19 protein-coding genes are annotated in these 18,275 nt (G+C 45.2%); 17 read left to right on the top strand and 2 right to left on the bottom strand.

Annotation, left to right across the window (positions count from 1 at the left end; all coding sequences use genetic code 11):
• The first annotated feature begins 82 nt into the window (after nt 1–82).
• Genes secY2 through NYE79_RS08130 form a run of 9 tightly spaced genes read left to right on the top strand, consistent with a single transcriptional unit; the run spans nt 83 to nt 10,467 of the window.
• Entirely contained in the window at nt 83–1,300 is a 1,218-nt protein-coding gene (secY2, locus tag NYE79_RS08170; RefSeq protein ID WP_278275904.1) for an accessory Sec system protein translocase subunit SecY2, read from the top strand.
• A 9-nt stretch (nt 1,301–1,309) separates the two neighbouring features.
• The gene (asp1, locus tag NYE79_RS08165; RefSeq protein WP_278275905.1) at nt 1,310–2,890 is read left to right on the top strand and encodes an accessory Sec system protein Asp1; all 1,581 of its coding nucleotides are present in this window, start codon (nt 1,310–1,312) and stop codon (nt 2,888–2,890) included.
• Nucleotides 2,874–4,403, top strand: a complete 1,530-nt coding sequence (asp2, locus tag NYE79_RS08160; RefSeq protein WP_339293676.1) for an accessory Sec system protein Asp2 — start codon at nt 2,874–2,876, stop codon at nt 4,401–4,403. The genes asp1 and asp2 overlap by 17 nt, the downstream gene beginning before the upstream one ends.
• Nucleotides 4,400–4,840, top strand: a complete 441-nt coding sequence (gene asp3 / locus NYE79_RS08155) for an accessory Sec system protein Asp3 (protein WP_084860244.1) — start codon at nt 4,400–4,402, stop codon at nt 4,838–4,840. The genes asp2 and asp3 overlap by 4 nt, the downstream gene beginning before the upstream one ends.
• Nucleotides 4,833–7,205, top strand: a complete 2,373-nt coding sequence (gene secA2, locus NYE79_RS08150) for an accessory Sec system translocase SecA2 (protein WP_216728874.1) — start codon at nt 4,833–4,835, stop codon at nt 7,203–7,205. Before asp3 ends, secA2 begins: the two co-directional genes overlap by 8 nt.
• Nucleotides 7,206–7,217: 12 nt before the next feature.
• On the top strand, nt 7,218–8,738 hold the full coding sequence (gene gtfA / locus NYE79_RS08145) for an accessory Sec system glycosyltransferase GtfA (RefSeq protein WP_216728873.1): 1,521 nt from the start codon (nt 7,218–7,220) through the stop codon (nt 8,736–8,738).
• Nucleotides 8,722–10,068 (top strand): accessory Sec system glycosylation chaperone GtfB, encoded by a 1,347-nt coding sequence (gene gtfB, locus NYE79_RS08140; protein WP_216728872.1) that lies wholly within the window; start codon nt 8,722–8,724, stop codon nt 10,066–10,068. The genes gtfA and gtfB overlap by 17 nt, the downstream gene beginning before the upstream one ends.
• Nucleotides 10,061–10,240, top strand: coding sequence for an accessory secretory system protein Asp4 (asp4, locus tag NYE79_RS08135; RefSeq protein ID WP_000161925.1), 180 nt, complete (start codon nt 10,061–10,063; stop codon nt 10,238–10,240). The genes gtfB and asp4 overlap by 8 nt, the downstream gene beginning before the upstream one ends.
• Before the next feature lie 2 nt (nt 10,241–10,242).
• Nucleotides 10,243–10,467: an accessory secretory protein Asp5 gene (locus NYE79_RS08130; RefSeq protein ID WP_000970791.1), complete on the top strand. Its 225-nt coding sequence runs from the start codon at nt 10,243–10,245 to the stop codon at nt 10,465–10,467.
• A 36-nt stretch (nt 10,468–10,503) separates the two neighbouring features.
• Here the strand turns inward: NYE79_RS08130 and NYE79_RS08125 are convergent, their stop codons facing one another.
• Nucleotides 10,504–11,457 carry an aromatic acid exporter family protein gene (locus NYE79_RS08125; RefSeq protein ID WP_000060061.1) on the bottom strand — a complete coding sequence of 318 codons (954 nt, stop codon included), beginning with the start codon at nt 11,455–11,457 and terminating at the stop codon, nt 10,504–10,506.
• 49 nt (nt 11,458–11,506) lie between these two features.
• The gene (gene sstT, locus NYE79_RS08120) at nt 11,507–12,718 is read right to left on the bottom strand and encodes a serine/threonine transporter SstT (RefSeq protein ID WP_339293675.1); all 1,212 of its coding nucleotides are present in this window, start codon (nt 12,716–12,718) and stop codon (nt 11,507–11,509) included.
• Between the two features lie 149 nt (nt 12,719–12,867).
• Between sstT and NYE79_RS08115 the strand changes: the two genes are divergently transcribed.
• From NYE79_RS08115 to rsfS, 8 genes are all read left to right on the top strand, one after another.
• On the top strand, nt 12,868–13,428 hold the full coding sequence (locus NYE79_RS08115; protein ID WP_001150569.1) for a mechanosensitive ion channel domain-containing protein: 561 nt from the start codon (nt 12,868–12,870) through the stop codon (nt 13,426–13,428).
• A 57-nt stretch (nt 13,429–13,485) separates the two neighbouring features.
• Nucleotides 13,486–14,394 carry a magnesium transporter CorA family protein gene (locus NYE79_RS08110; RefSeq protein ID WP_000899715.1) on the top strand — a complete coding sequence of 303 codons (909 nt, stop codon included), beginning with the start codon at nt 13,486–13,488 and terminating at the stop codon, nt 14,392–14,394.
• Between the two features lie 17 nt (nt 14,395–14,411).
• On the top strand, nt 14,412–14,939 hold the full coding sequence (locus NYE79_RS08105; protein WP_216728870.1) for a YqeG family HAD IIIA-type phosphatase: 528 nt from the start codon (nt 14,412–14,414) through the stop codon (nt 14,937–14,939).
• Nucleotides 14,940–14,941: 2 nt separating this feature from the next.
• Nucleotides 14,942–16,048 (top strand): ribosome biogenesis GTPase YqeH, encoded by a 1,107-nt coding sequence (gene yqeH, locus NYE79_RS08100; RefSeq protein WP_216728869.1) that lies wholly within the window; start codon nt 14,942–14,944, stop codon nt 16,046–16,048.
• Between the two features lie 213 nt (nt 16,049–16,261).
• A complete protein-coding gene (gene yhbY, locus NYE79_RS08095) occupies nt 16,262–16,573 on the top strand; it encodes a ribosome assembly RNA-binding protein YhbY (protein ID WP_000060169.1) in 312 nt (103 codons plus the stop codon).
• Between the two features lie 52 nt (nt 16,574–16,625).
• Nucleotides 16,626–17,255 (top strand): nicotinate-nucleotide adenylyltransferase, encoded by a 630-nt coding sequence (locus NYE79_RS08090; RefSeq protein WP_216728868.1) that lies wholly within the window; start codon nt 16,626–16,628, stop codon nt 17,253–17,255.
• Nucleotides 17,255–17,848: a bis(5'-nucleosyl)-tetraphosphatase (symmetrical) YqeK gene (gene yqeK, locus NYE79_RS08085; RefSeq protein ID WP_216728867.1), complete on the top strand. Its 594-nt coding sequence runs from the start codon at nt 17,255–17,257 to the stop codon at nt 17,846–17,848. The genes NYE79_RS08090 and yqeK overlap by 1 nt, the downstream gene beginning before the upstream one ends.
• On the top strand, nt 17,849–18,202 hold the full coding sequence (gene rsfS / locus NYE79_RS08080) for a ribosome silencing factor (protein ID WP_216728866.1): 354 nt from the start codon (nt 17,849–17,851) through the stop codon (nt 18,200–18,202). It begins immediately after the preceding gene.
• The last annotated feature ends 73 nt before the right edge of the window (nt 18,203–18,275 follow it).

Here is an 18,275-nt window from a genome sequence, read left to right as displayed (position 1 = left end):
AGAGATTTGAAAATTCTAAGATGGAAGGACAAGATTGTTCCCGTGTGACAGGACAGAAAGATAAAATGAAAAGGAGGAGCTAGTGAAAGAATTTCGTTCATCGATAGCAGTAAAAAAAGGGATGCGCACCCTATTTTTGCTCTTTATTTATGTGCTCGGGAGTCGTCTGGCTCTTCCTTTTGTTGATCTCAATAGTCGGGATTTTCTCGGAGGAAGCGCAGCCTATCTGGACTTTTCAGTAGCCCTGACTGGTGGAAATCTTCGCAGTCTCTCTCTCTTTTCCATCGGGCTTTCACCTTGGATGTCAGCTATGATCTTGTGGCAGATGTTTTCCTTTTCAAAGAAACTGGGCTTAAACTCGGTTTCTTCGGAAGTCCAGGATAGACGGAAAATGTACTTGACGTTAGGGATTGCCTTGATTCAGGCCTTGGCCTTGACGACAAACCTTCCTGTCCAAGCTCCCTACAATCCCTTCTTGGTCTTTCTCCTCAATACCAGCCTTTTGGTTGCGGGGACCTTCTTCTTAGTTTGGCTGTCTGACATCAATGCGTCTATCGGAGTTGGAGGCCCAATCGTCATTTTATTGGCGAGTATGGTGGCTTCACTCCCTCAGGACATCATCCAATCGGTCCAAGTTCATAAGATCTCTCCTTGGCTGCTTTTCCTGTTACTGATACTTGGAGTCCTCTTTACCTATCTAGTCGTTCTCTTTTACCGAGCTAGATACCGCATCCCTATCAATAAAATAGGCCTTCATTCTCGCTTTAAACGCTATTCCTATCTGGAAATCATGCTCAATCCTGCTGGTGGCATGCCTTATATGTATGTGATGAGTCTCATGGGCTTACCTTCTTATCTCTTGCTCTTGCTTCAACATCTGGATAAGGGCAATCCGCTCTACCCTGCCATACTGGAGCAGTATGCGATGGGGAAACCCTTGTGGATATACGCTTATATCCTTATCCTCTTTGTCTTTAGCATTGCCTTTGCCTTTGTCAATGTGAGTGGACAACAGATCGCAGATCGGATGAAGCAATCAGGAGATTACATCTATGGGGTCTATCCGGGTGAGGATACCAGTCGCTTTATTAACCGTTTGGTTCTACGATTTGCTCTGATAGGTGCAGTCTTTAACGTTACCTTGGCTGGACTTCCGATCTTGTTTGTCTTGAAGGATGAGAGTTTGTTAAAAGTCAGCATGATTCCCGGACTCTTTTTAATTTTGAGTGGTATGCTCTTTACGATTCACGACGAATTGCAAGCGCTCCGACTAAATGAAAGGTATCGGCCACTATTCTAGGAGGTTTTGATGTATTACTTTATCCCAGCCTGGTATGGCAAGGAGCGTCCCTGGCATGCTGATTTGACACCCTGGTATTTTTCTCATTTCAAGCTAGAATTTGATGACACCTTTAATCAGATTCGCCTGATGCAACGCCAAGGAATCCCTGCACAGGTCCTCCTTTTGTCCTATCAGCCTCATTTGCGCTATTTTCTCCATCGCCAAGGTATTTTAGAAGCACCGGTTTATTCCTTATTTGATGAATTGCAGGATTTTCATGAGATTCGACCACAGGTCTTGCAACTAAGAGATATTGAGTGGGAAGAGGACTGCGAGTTTGTTTACAGTCCCTTTACCATTCTGGTGCTGAAGGATGGCAAGCCCTATGCTCAGGTAGAGCATGGGATAGAAGGTTTTATCAGTACGATTCAGTATTTCAAGGAAGATGGGCTCTTGTCTGCTAATTACCTGATGGATGATCGGGGGCTGGATTCCAGTGTGATTTACTATGAAGAGGGTCAGGCGATTTACCAAGACTATCTCAATCCCAAGGGAATTTGGCAGTTTAGAGAGCATTTGCAAGATGATGGCCGTATCGAGGTCAATCCTATCTTTGCTTTTCGCTTCCAAAAAGAGGCCTACCGAGATATGGGAGAATTGATTGCGGAGTTTTTTGAGAAGAAAATAGCTCACCTTCCCGAGGAAGGAACGACCTATTTTCTGCCTGCGTGTGACCAGCATAATACTTTCCTTTTAGAACGATTGCCCCGTCAAAGTACCAAGGTTCTCAGCCTTTTTATCGGACGAAATCCTCAAGAGCAGTTACCCCAACTGGCAAGTCTGCTGGATAAGGTGGACCTTGTTCTAGTCGACAGAGAGGACACCTTGCGCTTGGCACAATTTGCCTTTCCAAATCAATCAGAGAAGTTTCGTCATTTATCACCTTTTGATACCCGCTTGGAGCTGGGAAAGAGTCAGACTCGGAAGGAGTCGCTCATCTACTATCAACTGGACTTTGAGCAGGGGATAGAGGACCAAGCGCTCTATCAGGTCTTGCATTTCCTTTCTGAAAACAAGGATACGGAGCTGGTCTTTGGAACCTTTGCTGCTAGTCAAGAAGAAATGAAACAACTGGAAACACGAGTTGCTGAGATGGTCTCAGAGCAGTTTCAAGACCAGGAACTGGAGAAGGAAGTTGATTACCAAGGAGCTGAAAATCCGCTTGAGGACAATCGCCATCAGAGCAAGCGCTATTCGTTTGTCAATATGAAGGATGAATCGGAGTTAATCAAGCAGCTGGAATTTGTTCGTTTGATTGTCGATTTGAACAGGCAGCCTCTTCTTTATACCCAGATAGCGGGGATTAGTGCTGGTATCCCTCAAATCAATAGGGTCAAAACAGAGTATGTCAGCCATCAGAAGAATGGCTATCTGTTGGAAAATATAGCTGATTTTGCGCAAGCTGCCCATTACTATCTCGATAGTCTGCAGGTGTGGAATGATGCTTTAATCCATTCCATTGAAAAGATAAAGGAACACACTGGGGAGCAATTCCTAATCAAGCTAGAAAAGTGGTTGGAGGAGGTGACTCATGGAAAAGAAGTATAAGATCTTGCAAATCGGTCCAGAGGATTGGCGAGATACACTTGCCCTACCAGCCCAACTAGACTGGTATCATGTTCCTCCCAACACACCATCTGCCATCCAGAAAATCATGGATGAGAATGACCTAGAACACTTTCATGCTGTCATTCTCACGGATGAGGCTTATCTAGTAGATTTGTTGCCTTTTGCATCTAGCTTGGAACCCTATACGGTTTTCTATCCAGAACAGTTTGCAAGTCAGGATGAAAGTCTTCAAAACCTCATCAAACAGCACTGCATGCAAGCGATGGACCTGTCAGACAGACAGGGCTTTGTTCGAGACCTCTCCACCTCCCTCTTTGAAGGTGGTTATGGGGACAAGATGAGTCCAGCTACGATAAGGATTCACCCGAGTTTTCAAGGATCTGTCTCCTATCAAGGGTTTGAGCATCTGAAGTTAGAAGGGGATTTTGGCAAGACCTATACCCAGCTAGCCTCTTGGGCCTACAATCAGACCGTCCAAGCCCATTCGCCAATCGAACTCTGGCTCGAATATGAAAAAACTGGACCCGTGGAATTGCGTCTGCGTTTGCGAAAGATCCCAGCGGGATCCATCTCAGAGATTAGACAGGACATTCTCCTTGAGGAAGCAGACTTTGCCTCAGCAATCATAGTGGAGCAAGACTATGATGCTTATCTGAGCATTTCTCTTGAAGCGCGTGGCCAGGGAAAGGTCAACATCGGCAATCTCCACCAACGCTGGAGCCGGAAACAGTTTGGAAAGTTTGTTCTCGGAGGCAATATCCTGCATGACAAAAAACGTGAGGAAATCAACTATTTCTTTCACCCGGGAGATTTCAAGCCACCTCTAGCAGTCTATTTCTCAGGTTACCGTCCGGCGGAAGGTTTTGAGGGTTACTGGATGATGAAGAATCTCAGATGCCCTTTTCTCCTCTTTTCGGACCCTCGATTAGAAGGAGGAGCCTTTTACCTAGGAACTGAGGAATTAGAAGATAAAATTCAAGCAACCATCCAACACTATCTAGACTATCTAGGCTTGGATAGAAGTGACTTGCTCCTATCTGGGCTGTCAATGGGAACCTTCCCAGCCCTCTACTACGGAGCCTACTTTGAACCCAAGGGGATTGTAGTCGGAAAACCCTTGACCAATCTAGGAACCATCGCACAGCGGGGCCGACTAGAGGCACCAGGAGTCTTTCCGACTAGCTTTGATGTCTTGCACCTTCAGACAGGAGGAGTGAGCCAGAAAGACATGAAGGAATTGGATCAACGTTTTTGGAGTCGATTTAAACAAGCTGATTTTTCCCAGACGACCTTTGGTCTTTCTTACATGAAGGACGAGGATATGGATAGTGGTGCCTATGACCAACTAGTGGAGACACTCTGTCAGACAGGAGCCAAGATCTTGTCCAAAGGAACCGCAGGTCGACACAATGATGACACAGGAACAAACGTTGCCTGGTTTATTCATTTTTACAAGATGATACTAGAAGAATACGGAAGAGGTGAGACATGATTATCATCAAGAGAGAGGATATTAGGTGGGGCGAGATGGGAGCCACTTATCTTTACGGGAGCCAGATCACCTATCATGCGGACGGTCATGTTACACTGAAAAACCCTTTGCTGGCTTCAGGTGAAACCCTTAAAACCTGGTATTCTAGTGTCAACTACCAGGCTACTAGAAGTCAACCTAGCCTCCCTCTTCTCAAGAAAAATTACATCTACCGTCTCTCTATGAAGATGCAGGTTCAACCGGCCAATGGCCTCTATCTCAAACTGACCTTTTTAAACCGTTATGAAGAAATTATCGAGGAGAAGATTGAAAGACAATTTTCCTTTAGCTTCACCTATCCTGAAACGGCCTACACCTATCGCCTTTCCTTGATTAGTGCAGGTTTTGAGGCTCTTGACTTTGTTTCGTTTTCTATTAAGGAGGATGCTGTTGTTTAATCGTTTGTATCAAGAAAGACAACTGAGAAAGGTCAAGAAACTTTTAAGCCAAATCAACGCCCTCAAAGAAGAGATGGCAGCTCTCAGTGATGAGGAAATGGCTACAAAGACAGAGGAGTTTCGCCAGCGCCTTGCCCAGGGAGCAACCTTGGATGAGCTATTGGTAGAAGCCTATGCCCTTGTCCGTGAGGCGGATAAACGTGTTTTGGGACTCTTTCCCTATGATGTGCAAGTCATGGGAGCCATCGTGATCCACCAAGGAAATGTGGCTGAGATGAATACGGGTGAAGGCAAGACCTTGACTGCAACCATGCCCCTCTACCTCAATGCCCTGACGGGAAAAGGCAGCATGCTGGTCACGACTAATGACTATCTGGCTAGACGGGACGCAAGTGAAATGGGCCCAGTCTACCAATTTTTAGGTCTAACTGTCGGTCTTCCCTTTTCAGAGGACCCAAAAGAGGACTTGACTGCCGAAGAGAAAAGAAAGATCTATACCTCGGACATCGTCTACACGACCAATAGTGTACTGGGATTTGACTATCTCAATGACAATCTTGCCTCCACTCGTGAGGGGAAGTTCCTGCCTCCCTTTAACTATGTCATCATTGATGAAATCGATGACATTCTACTCGATAGTGCCCAAACTCCCTTGATTATCGCAGGCTCTCCCCGTGTCCAGTCTAACTATTATGGGATGATTGATACCCTAGTGACGACCTTGGTTGAAGGAGAAGACTACATCTACAAGGAAGAAAAAGAGCAGGTTTGGTTGACCCGAAAGGGGGCTCAGACGGTTGAAGGATTCCTAGGAATCGACCATCTCTACAAGGAAGAGTACGCCAGTTATGTTCGGCATCTGGTCTATGCTCTCAGAGCTCATACGCTCTTTACCAAGGACAAGGACTACCTGATTCGAGGGCAAGAAATGGTCTTGTTAGACAAGGGAACAGGGCGTTTGATGGAAATGACCAAGCTTCAAGGCGGTCTCCATCAAGCCATCGAAGCCAAGGAACATGTGAAGCTCTCTCCTGAAACCAGAGCCATGGCTTCAATCACCTACCAGAGTCTCTTTAAGATGTTTCGCAAAATCTCAGGTATGACAGGAACGGGAAAGGTGGCAGAAAAAGAATTTTTCGAAACCTACAACATGTCTGTCATTCGCATTCCGACCAATCGCCCACTTAGGCGAATGGACCATCCGGACAATCTCTATGTGACCCTCCCTGAGAAAGTCTATGCCTCTCTGGAAGCAATCAAGACCTATCACGCCAAAGGCAATCCGCTCCTGATCTTTGTCGGATCTGTTGAAATGTCCCAGCTTTACTCGTCCTTGCTCTTGCGAGAGGGGATTTCCCACAATGTCCTCAATGCCAATCATGCGGCGCGTGAAGCCCAGATCATCGCAGAGTCTGGACAGATGGGGGCAGTGACCGTTGCGACTTCTATGGCAGGTCGCGGGACAGATATCAAGCTCGGTCCAGGTGTTGCAGAATTGGGTGGTTTGATTGTGATTGGTACCGAGCGGATGGAGAGCCAACGAATTGACCTGCAAATCAGAGGTCGTTCTGGTCGCCAGGGTGATCCAGGCATGTCTCAATTTTTCGTATCGCTTGAAGATGATGTGATCAAAAAGTTCGGGCCGTCTTGGGTTCACGACCTGTATCAAGACTACCAAGTGGAAGATATTAGCAAACCTATCCTACTCAAGGCTCGCAAGTACCGCAATCTCGTCAGAAAAGCCCAAGAGGCTAGTGATAGTGCCAGTCGCTCTGCACGCAGACAAACCTTAGAGTATGCGGAAAGCGTCAATATTCAGCGTCAGATGGTCTACAAAGAAAGAGATCGCTTGCTGGATGGGAGCCGTGATTTAGAGCATATCCTTGAGGACATACTGGCAGACTATACCAAACAAATCTCAGAAAAAGCCTATAGCAGCCCCCAAGAACTCTTTCACTTCATCGTGACCAATATTAGCTTTGGGATGAGAGAATTACCAGCTGATCTGGATTTAGCTGATGCAGATCAGATTCGGGAGTTACTAGAGGAAATAATAGCCAAGGAAATCGCAGCCAAAAAGGAACTCCTCCAACCTCACCAGCTCTATGATCCTTTTCTGAGAATATCCATGCTCAAGGCTATTGATGACAACTGGGTTGAGCAAGTCGACTATCTCCAACAGCTCAGTCTAGCAATCGGAAATCAGTCTGCTTCTCAAAAGAACCCTATCGTGGAGTACTATCAGGAGGCCTATGCTGGCTTTGAAACCATGAAGCAACAAATCCGTACAGATATGGTACGCAATCTTCTCATGGGGATTGTGGAAGTAACACCCAATGGTGAGATTCTCACCCATTTTCCATAAAGAGAGGATCATATGACAATTTACAATATAAATCTAGGGATCGGTTGGGCGAGCAGTGGTGTCGAGTATGCCCAGGCCTACCGAGCAGGGATTTTTAGAAGTTTAGACCTAGCATCTAAGTTTATCTTTACCGACTTGATTTTAGCAGACAATATCCAGCATTTAACGGCCAATATCGGCTTTGCGGATGATCAGGTAATCTGGCTTTACAATCATTTTACAGATATCAGGCTAGCACCGACCAGTGTTACAGTTGATGAGGTCTTAGCCTCTTTCGGTGGCCTTGAGAGTCATAGGGAGCAGGATGGCAAGATTTTGCGTGTCTACTTTTCTGACGAGGACAAGTTTGTGACCTGCTACTTGGTAGACTCGGCTAAGAATCTAGTACAACATGCAGAGTATGTATTTGGGGGGAACTTGATTCGCAAGGATTATTTCTCCTACACACGCTACTGTACAGAATATTTCGCGCCCAAAGACCAAGTGGCTAGACTCTATCAACGAAGCTTTTTCAATGAAGATGGCAGCACCGCTTACGATATCTTGCTGACTGAAGGACAGGAAGAGGTCTATCGATTTAAAGATCGGATTCTGTACGGAAAGCCAGCTCTTATGCGCTATTTTATGCAAAGTTTGAACTTGAGCAAGTCTGATCTGGTCATCTTGGACAGGGAAACAGGGATTGGTCAGGCTGTTTTTGAAGAAGCACAGAAGGCCCATCTAGCAGTTGTCGTCCACGCAGAGCACTATAGTGAAAATGCTAGTAACGAAGACTATCTCCTTTGGAACAACTACTATGAGTATCAGTTTACAAATGCGGACAAGGTCGATTGCTTTATCGTATCCACGGATCGGCAGAAGGAAGTTCTCGAAGGTCAATTTGCCCGGTATAGTCAGCATCGTCCTCGAATCGTCACGATTCCAGTTGGGAGCATAGATCAGTTGAGCGAGCCTGCTAGAGAACGCAAGCCCTTTTCTCTCATTACCGCTTCTCGTTTGGCCAAGGAAAAACACATCGACTGGCTCGTCAAGGCGGTTATCCAAGCGCATCAAGTCCTCCCAGAGCTTACCTTTGATATTTATGGAAGTGGGGGTGAAGAATCCCTTTTAAGGGAAATCATCACGGCTCACCAGGCGGAGAACTATATCCAGCTCAAGGGACATGCAGACCTATCTCAGATCTATCCCCAGTATGAAGTCTATCTGACAGCCTCTACCAGTGAAGGATTTGGTCTGACCTTGATGGAGGCGGTTGGGTCAGGATTGCCCTTGATTGGTTTTGATGTGCCTTATGGAAACCAAACCTTTATCCAGGACGGTCAAAATGGCTACTTGATTCCAAGTTCAGACGACCATGTTGAAATGGAAATTAAAAGGGCTTTTGCAGAAAAAATCTGCCAGCTCTATCAGGAAAATCACTTGCCAGATATGAGAAAAGCATCTTATGACCTAGCGAGAGAATTTTTAACAGATAAGGTAAGGGACAAGTGGAAGAAAACGATAGAGGAGGTCCTGCATGATTCAACTATTTGATCGATATGGCCAGGAAAGCCGAGATTTACATGAAAGTCTAGAAGCTGCTGGTCTGTCCCATGTCACGGTTGTGATCGAGCCAGATGGCTTTCTCCCAGATGGGATTCTTTCTCCCTTTACCTACTATCTAGGTTACGAGTCGGGAAAAGCTCTTTATTTCAACCAAGTAGCCGTACCTGAGTTTTGGGAGATTGCGGGCAATAACCAGTCTGCGCATATCCTAGAGGATTCTCGGGAGAGGGGCGTGATTCACTATGTGGATGCTCCTCAGGCCCGTCTGGTAAAGCAAGTCGACTGGAAGGACCTATCCGGTCGCATTTACCAAGCAGACCACTATAACCAATACGGAGCCTGCTTTGCTAAGACCACCTATAGTGCAGATGGGCAGACTATCCTGACCAAGTATCAGGATGCAAAGGGACAAGAAATTGTCCTAGAAAACCATGTGACAGGCGATATCCTCCTAACCTTGCCCGGACAAGCCCTGCGCCATTTTAAAAATCGAGTGGAATTCACGATTTTCTTTTTGCAAGACTTGGGAATCGACACTCGCCACCTTCTCTTTAACACTCTAGCTACCTCTTTCTTGGTCTCATACCATTATCCAGATAAGACTGGACGGGATATTTTAGTCTGGCAAGAACCGCTAGATGATTGTCTTCCTGGAAATATGCAGTTGCTACTGGAGCAAGAGGGGCTGAGAGCCAAGCAGATCCTCATACCAGACAAGGCTACCTATGAACAGGCCTTGGCCTTGGCCAATCCAGCCTATCATGACAAGTTTGCCCATCTAGGTTATCATTATCAGTTCAAAAGAGAAAACTTCGTTCGAGCAGATGCCTTGATTGTTACCAACTCAGATCAGATCGAGCATATCGAAACCCTGATTGAGTCCTTGCCAATGGTGACCTTCCGAATCGCGGCAGTGACTGAGATGTCGTCCAAGTTGCTGACCTTGCTTTCCTATCCCAATGTCGTTCTCTATCAAAACGCCAGTCCGCAAAAGATTCGAGAACTCTACCAGCTGTCTGACCTCTATCTAGACATCAATTACGGAAACGAGCTTTTGGATGCTGTCCGTCAAGCCTTCGAGCACAATATGCTTATCCTAGCCTTTGATCAGACAGCTCATAACAGACCTTACACAGCTCCAGAACACCTCTTTGATGTGCAGGCTGTTGGAGACATGATTGCGAAGATTCAAGAAGCTCTCAGCAGTCTTGACAAGATGGGGCAAGCCCTTGGGCATCAAGGTCGTCATGCTAACTATGTGGACTTGGCTACTTACCGAGAGAGGATGGAAAGGATAATAGGGGAAGGCCATGACTAAAAAAGATTTATTTTACAAGGATGTCGAAGGACGCATGGAAGAGTTAAAGCAAGGAGCGCTTAAGAAAGAAAAGCCTACCCGAGGAGAAAAGATCAGTAAAACCTTCTCCATTTTACTCGGCTTGCTTATCCTTCTTACCCTGATCTTTACATTATTAGGAATCTTGAGGTGAAAATGATGGAAGTTTTAATGATTGTAGGGATAGTCCTAGCCGTCGCCTTGATTGTCCTGGTTCTCATCCAACCTCGCCAAAGCCAACTCTTTTCCATGGATGCGACTAGCAATATCGGAAAACCAGGCTACTGGCAGAACAACCGCTTGGTAAAAATGGTGACCCTCTTGATTAGCCTAGCCTTGTTTGTATTGCTCCTCGTTTTTATGTTGGTGACCTATCAGTAAAGAACCTCAGAGGAATTCTCTGAGGTTCTTTGCGTTTTAGTTTCCATATTTCTGATAAAAATCGACCTTAACCTGGATAAAGGTTTCGGCTTCGCGTAGTAGTTGCAGGAGGGTGGCACGGGTTTCAAACTCCTCACGTGTTTTCGGGAGACTCCGATTGCGGAAGACTTGCAGATAGCGTTCGATGTCATCAAGTAGGTCATGAGCAGGATTGGTCTGACTTAGCTGGGCAGCAATCTTAGAAAAGAGCTGGGCCAAAATCAAACTCTCACTTGCGGCCAGGTGACAGGTATTGATCTGCTGGGCCATATTTCGCAGGATGCGACTTTGTCGCTGTCTCATCTCAAAGTAGTGGATGTGGTAGTCCGTCTGGTGAAAGAGATGGTCCGAGTGATCCAAATAAACCAGTTTGAGAGCTTCATCGAGGAGCTTGTCTAATTGGTCAACGAGTTGGGCTTGATTGCGTCCGTCTCCTCTTGACAGATAGTATTTAAAGCGAAGCAGGATGTCTTTTAACTTTTCTTCGACCTGAAGGTGGTAGCTTTGGATGGCTTTCTCACGAGAGGGCATATAAAGGTTGACCAATAGTGCAAAGCTTGTCCCGATGAGAAAGAGGAGCACTTCATTAAGCAAGAGCTCTGGGGAAGTAGACTCCTGTACCAAGAGATGACTGACCAAGACACTGCTAGGGGTGATGCCGATTTCCCAGCCCATTTTGTAAGCAAGAGGCACATAGAGAGCTAGGTATAGGCCTAGACTCCAGATGTGAAAGCCCGTCAGCTGAAAGGCTAGAACACCGATAGCGAGTGCTAGGAGCATGGAAAAGAGGCGGTTACGTGCTAATTTCAGCGTGCTTCTGCGTGTGTCGGAGAGGCTTAAGAGAGCGATAATTCCAGCTGAAACTGCTGATGATAAATCTAAAAAATAAGCGAGAAAACAAGCGAGACAGGTCGCTAAGACCAGTTTGGTCGTGCGTTGAGTGAGAGACATGAAAATTTCCTAAACTAATAGAATCAAGTGTTTAACGAGGAGTCAGAGACTAGGGGCGAAGTTTTCGGTTTGTAGCATACTCGGCAACCGCTGTAAAGAGGACATCTGTTGAAGAGTTCAGGGCTGTTTCGCAGGAGTCTTGAACAACCCCAATCACAAAACCGACTCCGACAACCTGCATAGCCAAGTCGTTGGAAATCCCAAAGAGGCTACAAGCGACAGGAATGAGGAGAAGGGATCCCCCAGCGATTCCAGAGGCCCCGCAGGCAGAAATGGCAGCCACGACACTGAGTACAAATGCTGTCCCAAAGTCTACCGAGATTCCGAGTGTATTGACGGCAGCCAGGGTTAGGACATTTATGGTAACAGCAGCGCCAGCCATGTTGATGGTTGAACCAAGCGGGATGGAGACAGAGTAGGTGTCAGGATTCAGTCCCAAATCTTGGCAGAGTTTCATATTGACAGGGATATTTGCAGCAGAGCTACGAGTGAAAAAGACTGTAATACCACTGACACGTAGGCATTTCAAAACAAGGGGATAGGGATTTTTCCTCATAAAGAGAAAGGCGATGAGTGGGTTGACGATGAGAGCAACAAAGGCCATGGTAGCAATCAAAAGTCCTAGGAGGACACCGTAGTTAGCCAGACTGGCAATGCCCTTGTCAGAGATGGTCTTAAACACCAAGCCTAAAATCCCAAAGGGAGCTAGGTTGATAATCCATTCTACGATTTTAGAGGTGACATCTGCCATGGTTCTCAGTAATTCTTTACTGTGTTTACTTGCCTCTCTCATAGCCAAGCCAAAGATGACTGCCCAAGAGAGAATCCCGATATAGTTGGCTTCAACAATAGCATTCAAGGGATTGTCCACCAGTTTGAGCAAGAGGTTGCTGAGGACTTGACCGATACCGTCAGGAGCAGCAACTTCTGTATTTGCACTGGTCAGGGTGATTTGCACAGGCAGTAAGAAACTAGCTAGAACGGCTACCAACGCTGCAGCAAAGGTTCCGAGCAAGTATAAGAAAATAACAGTCTTCATATTGGTATTTTGCCCCTTTTGGTGTTGGGAAAGGGCATTGGCAACAAGGGCAAAAACTAAAATAGGAGCGATGGCTTTCAGTCCGCCTACAAAGAGGTCTCCAAGCAGACCAATTCCTGTAAGGTTTGGAAAGAGCATCCCTAATGTAGCTCCCAAAATCATTCCAATAAGGATTCGTTTGATGAGGCTTGCCTTGATCCAGGCTCTAATGATTCGTTTCATAGCAGTCTCCTTCAAATGTATTGTTTATAATTATAGTATAAATATGCTATAGAGGCAAGTGATATTTTGAAAATAGGAACAATAATTGAATAATTATGAAAGAAAAGAGAAGGACGATTTTATGGTATAATAGGAAAAAGGAGTTTTATATGCAAGATTTTTTTCAACGCTATTTTGATAAACTTGATTTAACAACCATATTAGAGAATCTCTTGACCAAGGTGATTTCTCTTTTGATTTTGTTTTTGCTATTTTATATAGCTAAAAAGATGCTTCACGCCACTGTACGAAAGATTGTCAAGCCCTCGCTTAAATTTTCAAATCGAGATGCAGGAAGGCAAAAGACCATCTCCCGTTTGCTGGAGAATGTCTTTAATTACATTCTTTATTTCTTTCTGCTTTACTGTATCCTGTCTATTTTAGGTCTGCCAGTTTCTAGCCTCCTTGCTGGTGCGGGGATTGCTGGGGTGGCCATTGGTATGGGGGCGCAAGGCTTTCTATCCGATGTCATTAATGGCTTTTTCATCCTTTTTGAACGCCAGCTTGATGTGGGTGATGAAGTGGTTCTGACAAATGGACCGATTACCGTTTCTGGAAAGGTCGTTAGCGTAGGAATCCGTACAACTCAACTGCGAGGTGACGATCAGGCCCTTCACTTTGTTCCCAATCGTAATATCACCGTCGTCAGCAATCTATCTCGTACTGAATAGACCGGCTATTTTAGCAGATTTGTGGTACAATAGAAGGAGTTTGGTAAAGGAGAGAGTATGCTATTTGTAGAGAAAAAATTAGGTCACGATTGTACATGGATAGACCTTGATGTGGACAAGATTAAAAACATGGAAGACCTTTCGGATGTCTATGGATTGGACAAGGAAACTATCGAGTATGCTCTGGATAGAAATGAGCGTGCCCACATGGACTATCACCGTGAAACGGGAACGGTAACCTTCATTTATAATGTTCTTGACTTAGAAAAAGATAAAGAATATTATGAAGCAATTCCGATGACCTTTATCGTTGAAAAACAACGGCTAATCACAATTAGCAATCATAAGAATAGTTATGTGATTAAACGTATGGCAACCTACCTTGAAAGCCATGAAGTTGTTTCAATCTACAAATTTCTTTTTGCCAGTTTAGAGATTATTAGCAATGCTTATTATCCAGTTATTGAAGAGATGGATAAAAGTAAGGATGAAATCAGTGCACTTCTTCGTCAAAAAACAACTAAAAAGAATCTTTTTGCCCTCTCTGACTTGGAAACTGGTATGGTTTACCTGACAGCAGCTGCCAAACAAAATCGTCTCCTCTTGGAACACATCCAAGGGCATGCTCTTTATCGCAATTTTAATGAGGTAGAAAGAGAGCAGTTTGACGATGCCATGATTGAAGCGCATCAGTTGGTTTCGATGACAGACTTGATTTCTCAAGTTTTGCAACAACTCTCAGCCTCTTACAACAACATCCTAAATAATAATCTAAATGATAATTTGACAACTTTGACCATTATCTCAGTCTTGCTAGCTATCCTTGCAGTTATTACAGGATTCTTCGGAATGAATGTTCCCTTACCGTTTGCAGATGAACCAAATGCTTGGATTTATATTTTGATAGCTAGTCTCATTTTATGGGTAGTCTTAGCCCAATATTTAAAGAATATTGCTAGAAATTAAAAAGAAAAGGAGCCAGAATGGCGATTGAAAATTATATGCCAGACTTTGCTGTGGAAGCAGTTTATGATCTGACAGTCCCAAGCCTGCAAGCGCAGGGAATCAAGGCTGTTTTGGTCGATTTGGACAATACTCTCATTGCTTGGAACAACCCTGATGGGACGTCAGAGATGAAGCAATGGCTACATGACCTTCGGGACGCAGGTATTCGCATCATCGTGGTCTCAAATAACACCAAAAAACGGGTCCAACGAGCAGTTGAGAAATTTGGGATTGACTACGTTTATTGGGCTTTGAAGCCTTTCACATTTGGGATAGACCGTGCCATGAAGGAATTCCACTATGAGAAAAATGAAGTGGTCATGGTCGGCGACCAACTCATGACGGATATTCGTGCAGCGCACCGTGCAGGCATTCGCTCGATCTTAGTCAAACCCTTGGTCCAACACGACTCGATCAAGACGCAGATCAACCGAGCTCGAGAGCGCCGTGTCATGCGCAAAATCACTGAAAAATACGGACCGATTACATATAAAAAAGGAATTTAACTATGGAAGAAATTCTCTGTATTGGTTGTGGAGCAACCATTCAGACGACAGACAAGGCTGGTCTTGGTTTCACTCCCCAGTCGGCACTTGAAAAAGGCTTGGAGACTGGAGAAGTCTATTGCCAACGTTGTTTCCGTCTCCGCCACTACAATGAAATCACAGATGTACAGTTGACGGACGATGATTTCCTCAAACTCTTGCACGAGGTGGGAGACAGTGATGCTTTGGTAGTCAATGTCATTGATATCTTTGACTTTAATGGCTCTGTCATCCCAGGCTTGCCACGCTTTGTATCGGGCAATGATGTCCTTTTGGTGGGAAATAAAAAAGATATCCTGCCCAAGTCAGTTAAGCCGGGCAAGATTAGCCAGTGGCTCATGGAACGTGCCCACGAAGAAGGGCTTCGTCCTGTGGATGTCGTCCTGACTTCGGCTCAGAATAAGCATGCCATCAAGGAAGTCATTGACAAGATTGAACACTACCGTAAGGGCCGTGATGTCTACGTAGTTGGTGTGACCAACGTTGGAAAATCAACCCTTATCAACGCCATTATCCAAGAAATCACAGGTGACCAAAATGTCATCACGACTTCGCGTTTTCCGGGGACAACCTTGGACAAGATTGAGATACCGCTTGACGACGGATCTTATATCTACGATACACCAGGGATTATCCACCGCCACCAGATGGCCCACTACTTGACGGCTAAAAACCTCAAGTATGTCAGCCCTAAAAAGGAAATCAAGCCCAAAACCTATCAGCTTAACCCTGAGCAAACTCTGTTTTTAGGTGGTCTTGGACGCTTTGACTTCATATCAGGAGAAAAGCAAGGATTCACAGCCTTCTTTGACAATGAACTCAAACTCCACCGTACCAAGCTAGAAGGTGCTAGTGCCTTTTATGACAAGCACCTCGGAACCCTTCTAACACCGCCAAATAGCAAAGAAAAAGAAGATTTTCCAAAACTAGTCCAACATATCTTTACCATTAAGGACAAAACCGATCTAGTCATCTCAGGCCTAGGCTGGATCCGCGTAACAGGCACCGCCAAAGTCGCCGTCTGGGCACCAGAAGGCGTCGCCATCGTCACACGAAAAGCAATCATTTAAACACAGAAAGGAAAGAGTTGTCTGGATTCGGGCGAGCTCCACGAGCCTATAACGAATACTTTTCGCCGTGGTGTCAGTTGGTACAAGTGATTGTACCAACTGCGGAAAATTTGAGACCTTAGGTTCAAATTTTAGTCATGAAAGTCCGAAGGACTTTGCTGACGTCCGTCACCACTTCAGAAAAGTATAAAAAGAAACTCTTTTAAAGAAATTATGTCATTAACATCAAAACAACGTGCCTTCCTCAACAGCCAGGCACATACCCTAAAACCCATCATCCAAATTGGAAAAAATGGTCTCAACGACCAAATCAAAACTAGCGTCCGTCAGGCTCTCGACGCCCGCGAATTGATTAAAGTCACACTCTTGCAAAACACAGATGAAAACATCCACGAAGTAGCTGAAATTTTGGAAGAAGAAATCGGAGTGGATACTGTCCAAAAAATCGGACGCATCTTGATCTTGTTTAAACAATCTAGCAAGAAAGAAAATCGCAAGATTTCTAAAAAAGTTAAAGAAATCTAAGACCGAAACTCCAAGAAACTGTATTTACAGAGAATTAAAGGAAGACGAGCCTATGGCAATCGAATTATTGACTCCCTTTACCAAGGTAGAGTTGGAGCCAGAAATCAAGGAGAAAAAACGCAAACAAGTCGGGATTTTAGGGGGGAATTTTAACCCTGTTCACCATGCCCATCTTGTTGTGGCGGACCAAGTACGACAACAGTTGGGACTGGACCAGGTCCTGCTTATGCCCGAATACCAACCACCTCATGTAGATAAAAAGGAAACCATCCCCGAGCACCACCGTCTCAAGATGCTTGAGTTGGCGATTGAGGGGATTGAAGGTCTGGACATTGAAACCATTGAGTTAGAGCGTAAGGGCATTTCCTACACCTACGACACCATGAAGATTTTGACAGAGCAACATCCAGATACGGATTATTACTTCATTATCGGGGCTGATATGGTGGACTATCTGCCTAAGTGGTACCGAATTGATGAGCTGGTCGACATGGTTCAGTTTGTAGGGGTTCAGCGTCCACGCTACAAGGCAGGGACTTCCTATCCAGTTATCTGGGTGGATGTGCCTCTCATGGACATCTCGTCCAGCATGGTGCGTGACTTCATTGCCCAAGGTCGGAAACCTAACTTTCTCCTACCTCAGCCAGTGCTAGACTACATCGAGAAGGAGGGGCTTTACTGATGGCATACCAAGACTATATCAACTGCTCCCGCGAGGCTTTGTTGAAAAAAATGGCAGAGCTTCTGCCTGAAAAACGCTTAACCCATTGTCTGGGTGTAGAGCGTGCGGCCATAGAACTGGCTCATCGTTTTGCTGTAGATAGTGAGAAAGCAGGCCTAGCAGGCCTTCTCCACGACTATGCTAAAAAGTTGTCAGATCAGGAATTTCTAGACTTGATTGACCGATATCAGCTAGACCCTGACCTCAAAAACTGGGGCAATAATGTCTGGCATGGGATGGTTGGAATTTACAAGATTCAGGAAGATTTGGATTTGCATGATCCTGAAATCCTGCGAGCTATTGAAATCCATACAGTCGGAGCTGGTCAGATGACCGATCTAGACAAGGTCATCTATGTCGCAGACTACATTGAGCACAACCGCGCCTTTCCAGGTGTGGATGTGGCGCGTGAAATTGCAAGTTTGTCACTTAATAAGGCAGTGGCCTACGAAACGGCACGAACTGTGGAGCATTTAGCTCATCAGGGATTCCCCATCTATCCCCAAACCCTTGAAACCTATAACGCATTTGTGCACTATTTGAAAGAGGACTAAATGAACGAAAAAGAATTACTAGAACTAGTCGTGAAAGCGGCTGATGAGAAACGTGCGGAGGATATCCTCGTACTTGACGTACAAGATTTGACCAGCGTGACGGACTACTTTGTTATCACTAGCTCGATGAATAGCCGTCAGTTGGACGCAATCGCTGACAATATCCGTGAAAAAGTGGCTCAAGCAGGCTTTAAAGGTAGCCATGTTGAAGGCGATGCAGCGGGAGGCTGGGTTTTGCTAGACCTCGGTGGTGTCGTTGTGCATATTTTCTCAGAAGAAATGCGTGCTCACTATAACCTAGAAAAACTATGGCATGAGGCTGATTCTGTAGACATTTCAGAAGTCTTGGCCTAGTAGATGAACTCAGTTGCAGGCAACTGGGTTTCTTTGCTTAGTTTAGAAAAAATGGATAGAAAGGTAAAGGGCG

The organism is Streptococcus sp. FSL W8-0197 (assembly GCF_037963785.1).
Classification (GTDB): domain Bacteria; phylum Bacillota; class Bacilli; order Lactobacillales; family Streptococcaceae; genus Streptococcus; species Streptococcus oralis_CQ.
This window is presented reverse-complemented; position numbering and strand designations above follow the sequence as displayed.

What these genes read in the sequence shown, in the direction of transcription:
- asp1 (WP_278275905.1), top strand. Translation starts at nt 1,310, where the DNA reads ATGTATTACTTTATCCCAGCCTGGTATGGCAAGGAGCGTCCCTGGCAT.
- asp2 (WP_339293676.1), top strand. Translation starts at nt 2,874, where the DNA reads ATGGAAAAGAAGTATAAGATCTTGCAAATCGGTCCAGAGGATTGGCGA.
- asp3 (WP_084860244.1), top strand. Translation starts at nt 4,400, where the DNA reads ATGATTATCATCAAGAGAGAGGATATTAGGTGGGGCGAGATGGGAGCC.
- gtfA (WP_216728873.1), top strand. Translation starts at nt 7,218, where the DNA reads ATGACAATTTACAATATAAATCTAGGGATCGGTTGGGCGAGCAGTGGT.
- gtfB (WP_216728872.1), top strand. Translation starts at nt 8,722, where the DNA reads ATGATTCAACTATTTGATCGATATGGCCAGGAAAGCCGAGATTTACAT.
- asp4 (WP_000161925.1), top strand. Translation starts at nt 10,061, where the DNA reads ATGACTAAAAAAGATTTATTTTACAAGGATGTCGAAGGACGCATGGAA.
- NYE79_RS08130 (WP_000970791.1), top strand. Translation starts at nt 10,243, where the DNA reads ATGATGGAAGTTTTAATGATTGTAGGGATAGTCCTAGCCGTCGCCTTG.
- NYE79_RS08125 (WP_000060061.1), bottom strand. Translation starts at nt 11,457, where the DNA reads ATGTCTCTCACTCAACGCACGACCAAACTGGTCTTAGCGACCTGTCTC.
- sstT (WP_339293675.1), bottom strand. Translation starts at nt 12,718, where the DNA reads ATGAAACGAATCATTAGAGCCTGGATCAAGGCAAGCCTCATCAAACGA.
- NYE79_RS08115 (WP_001150569.1), top strand. Translation starts at nt 12,868, where the DNA reads ATGCAAGATTTTTTTCAACGCTATTTTGATAAACTTGATTTAACAACC.
- NYE79_RS08110 (WP_000899715.1), top strand. Translation starts at nt 13,486, where the DNA reads ATGCTATTTGTAGAGAAAAAATTAGGTCACGATTGTACATGGATAGAC.
- NYE79_RS08105 (WP_216728870.1), top strand. Translation starts at nt 14,412, where the DNA reads ATGGCGATTGAAAATTATATGCCAGACTTTGCTGTGGAAGCAGTTTAT.
- yqeH (WP_216728869.1), top strand. Translation starts at nt 14,942, where the DNA reads ATGGAAGAAATTCTCTGTATTGGTTGTGGAGCAACCATTCAGACGACA.
- yhbY (WP_000060169.1), top strand. Translation starts at nt 16,262, where the DNA reads ATGTCATTAACATCAAAACAACGTGCCTTCCTCAACAGCCAGGCACAT.
- NYE79_RS08090 (WP_216728868.1), top strand. Translation starts at nt 16,626, where the DNA reads ATGGCAATCGAATTATTGACTCCCTTTACCAAGGTAGAGTTGGAGCCA.
- yqeK (WP_216728867.1), top strand. Translation starts at nt 17,255, where the DNA reads ATGGCATACCAAGACTATATCAACTGCTCCCGCGAGGCTTTGTTGAAA.
- rsfS (WP_216728866.1), top strand. Translation starts at nt 17,849, where the DNA reads ATGAACGAAAAAGAATTACTAGAACTAGTCGTGAAAGCGGCTGATGAG.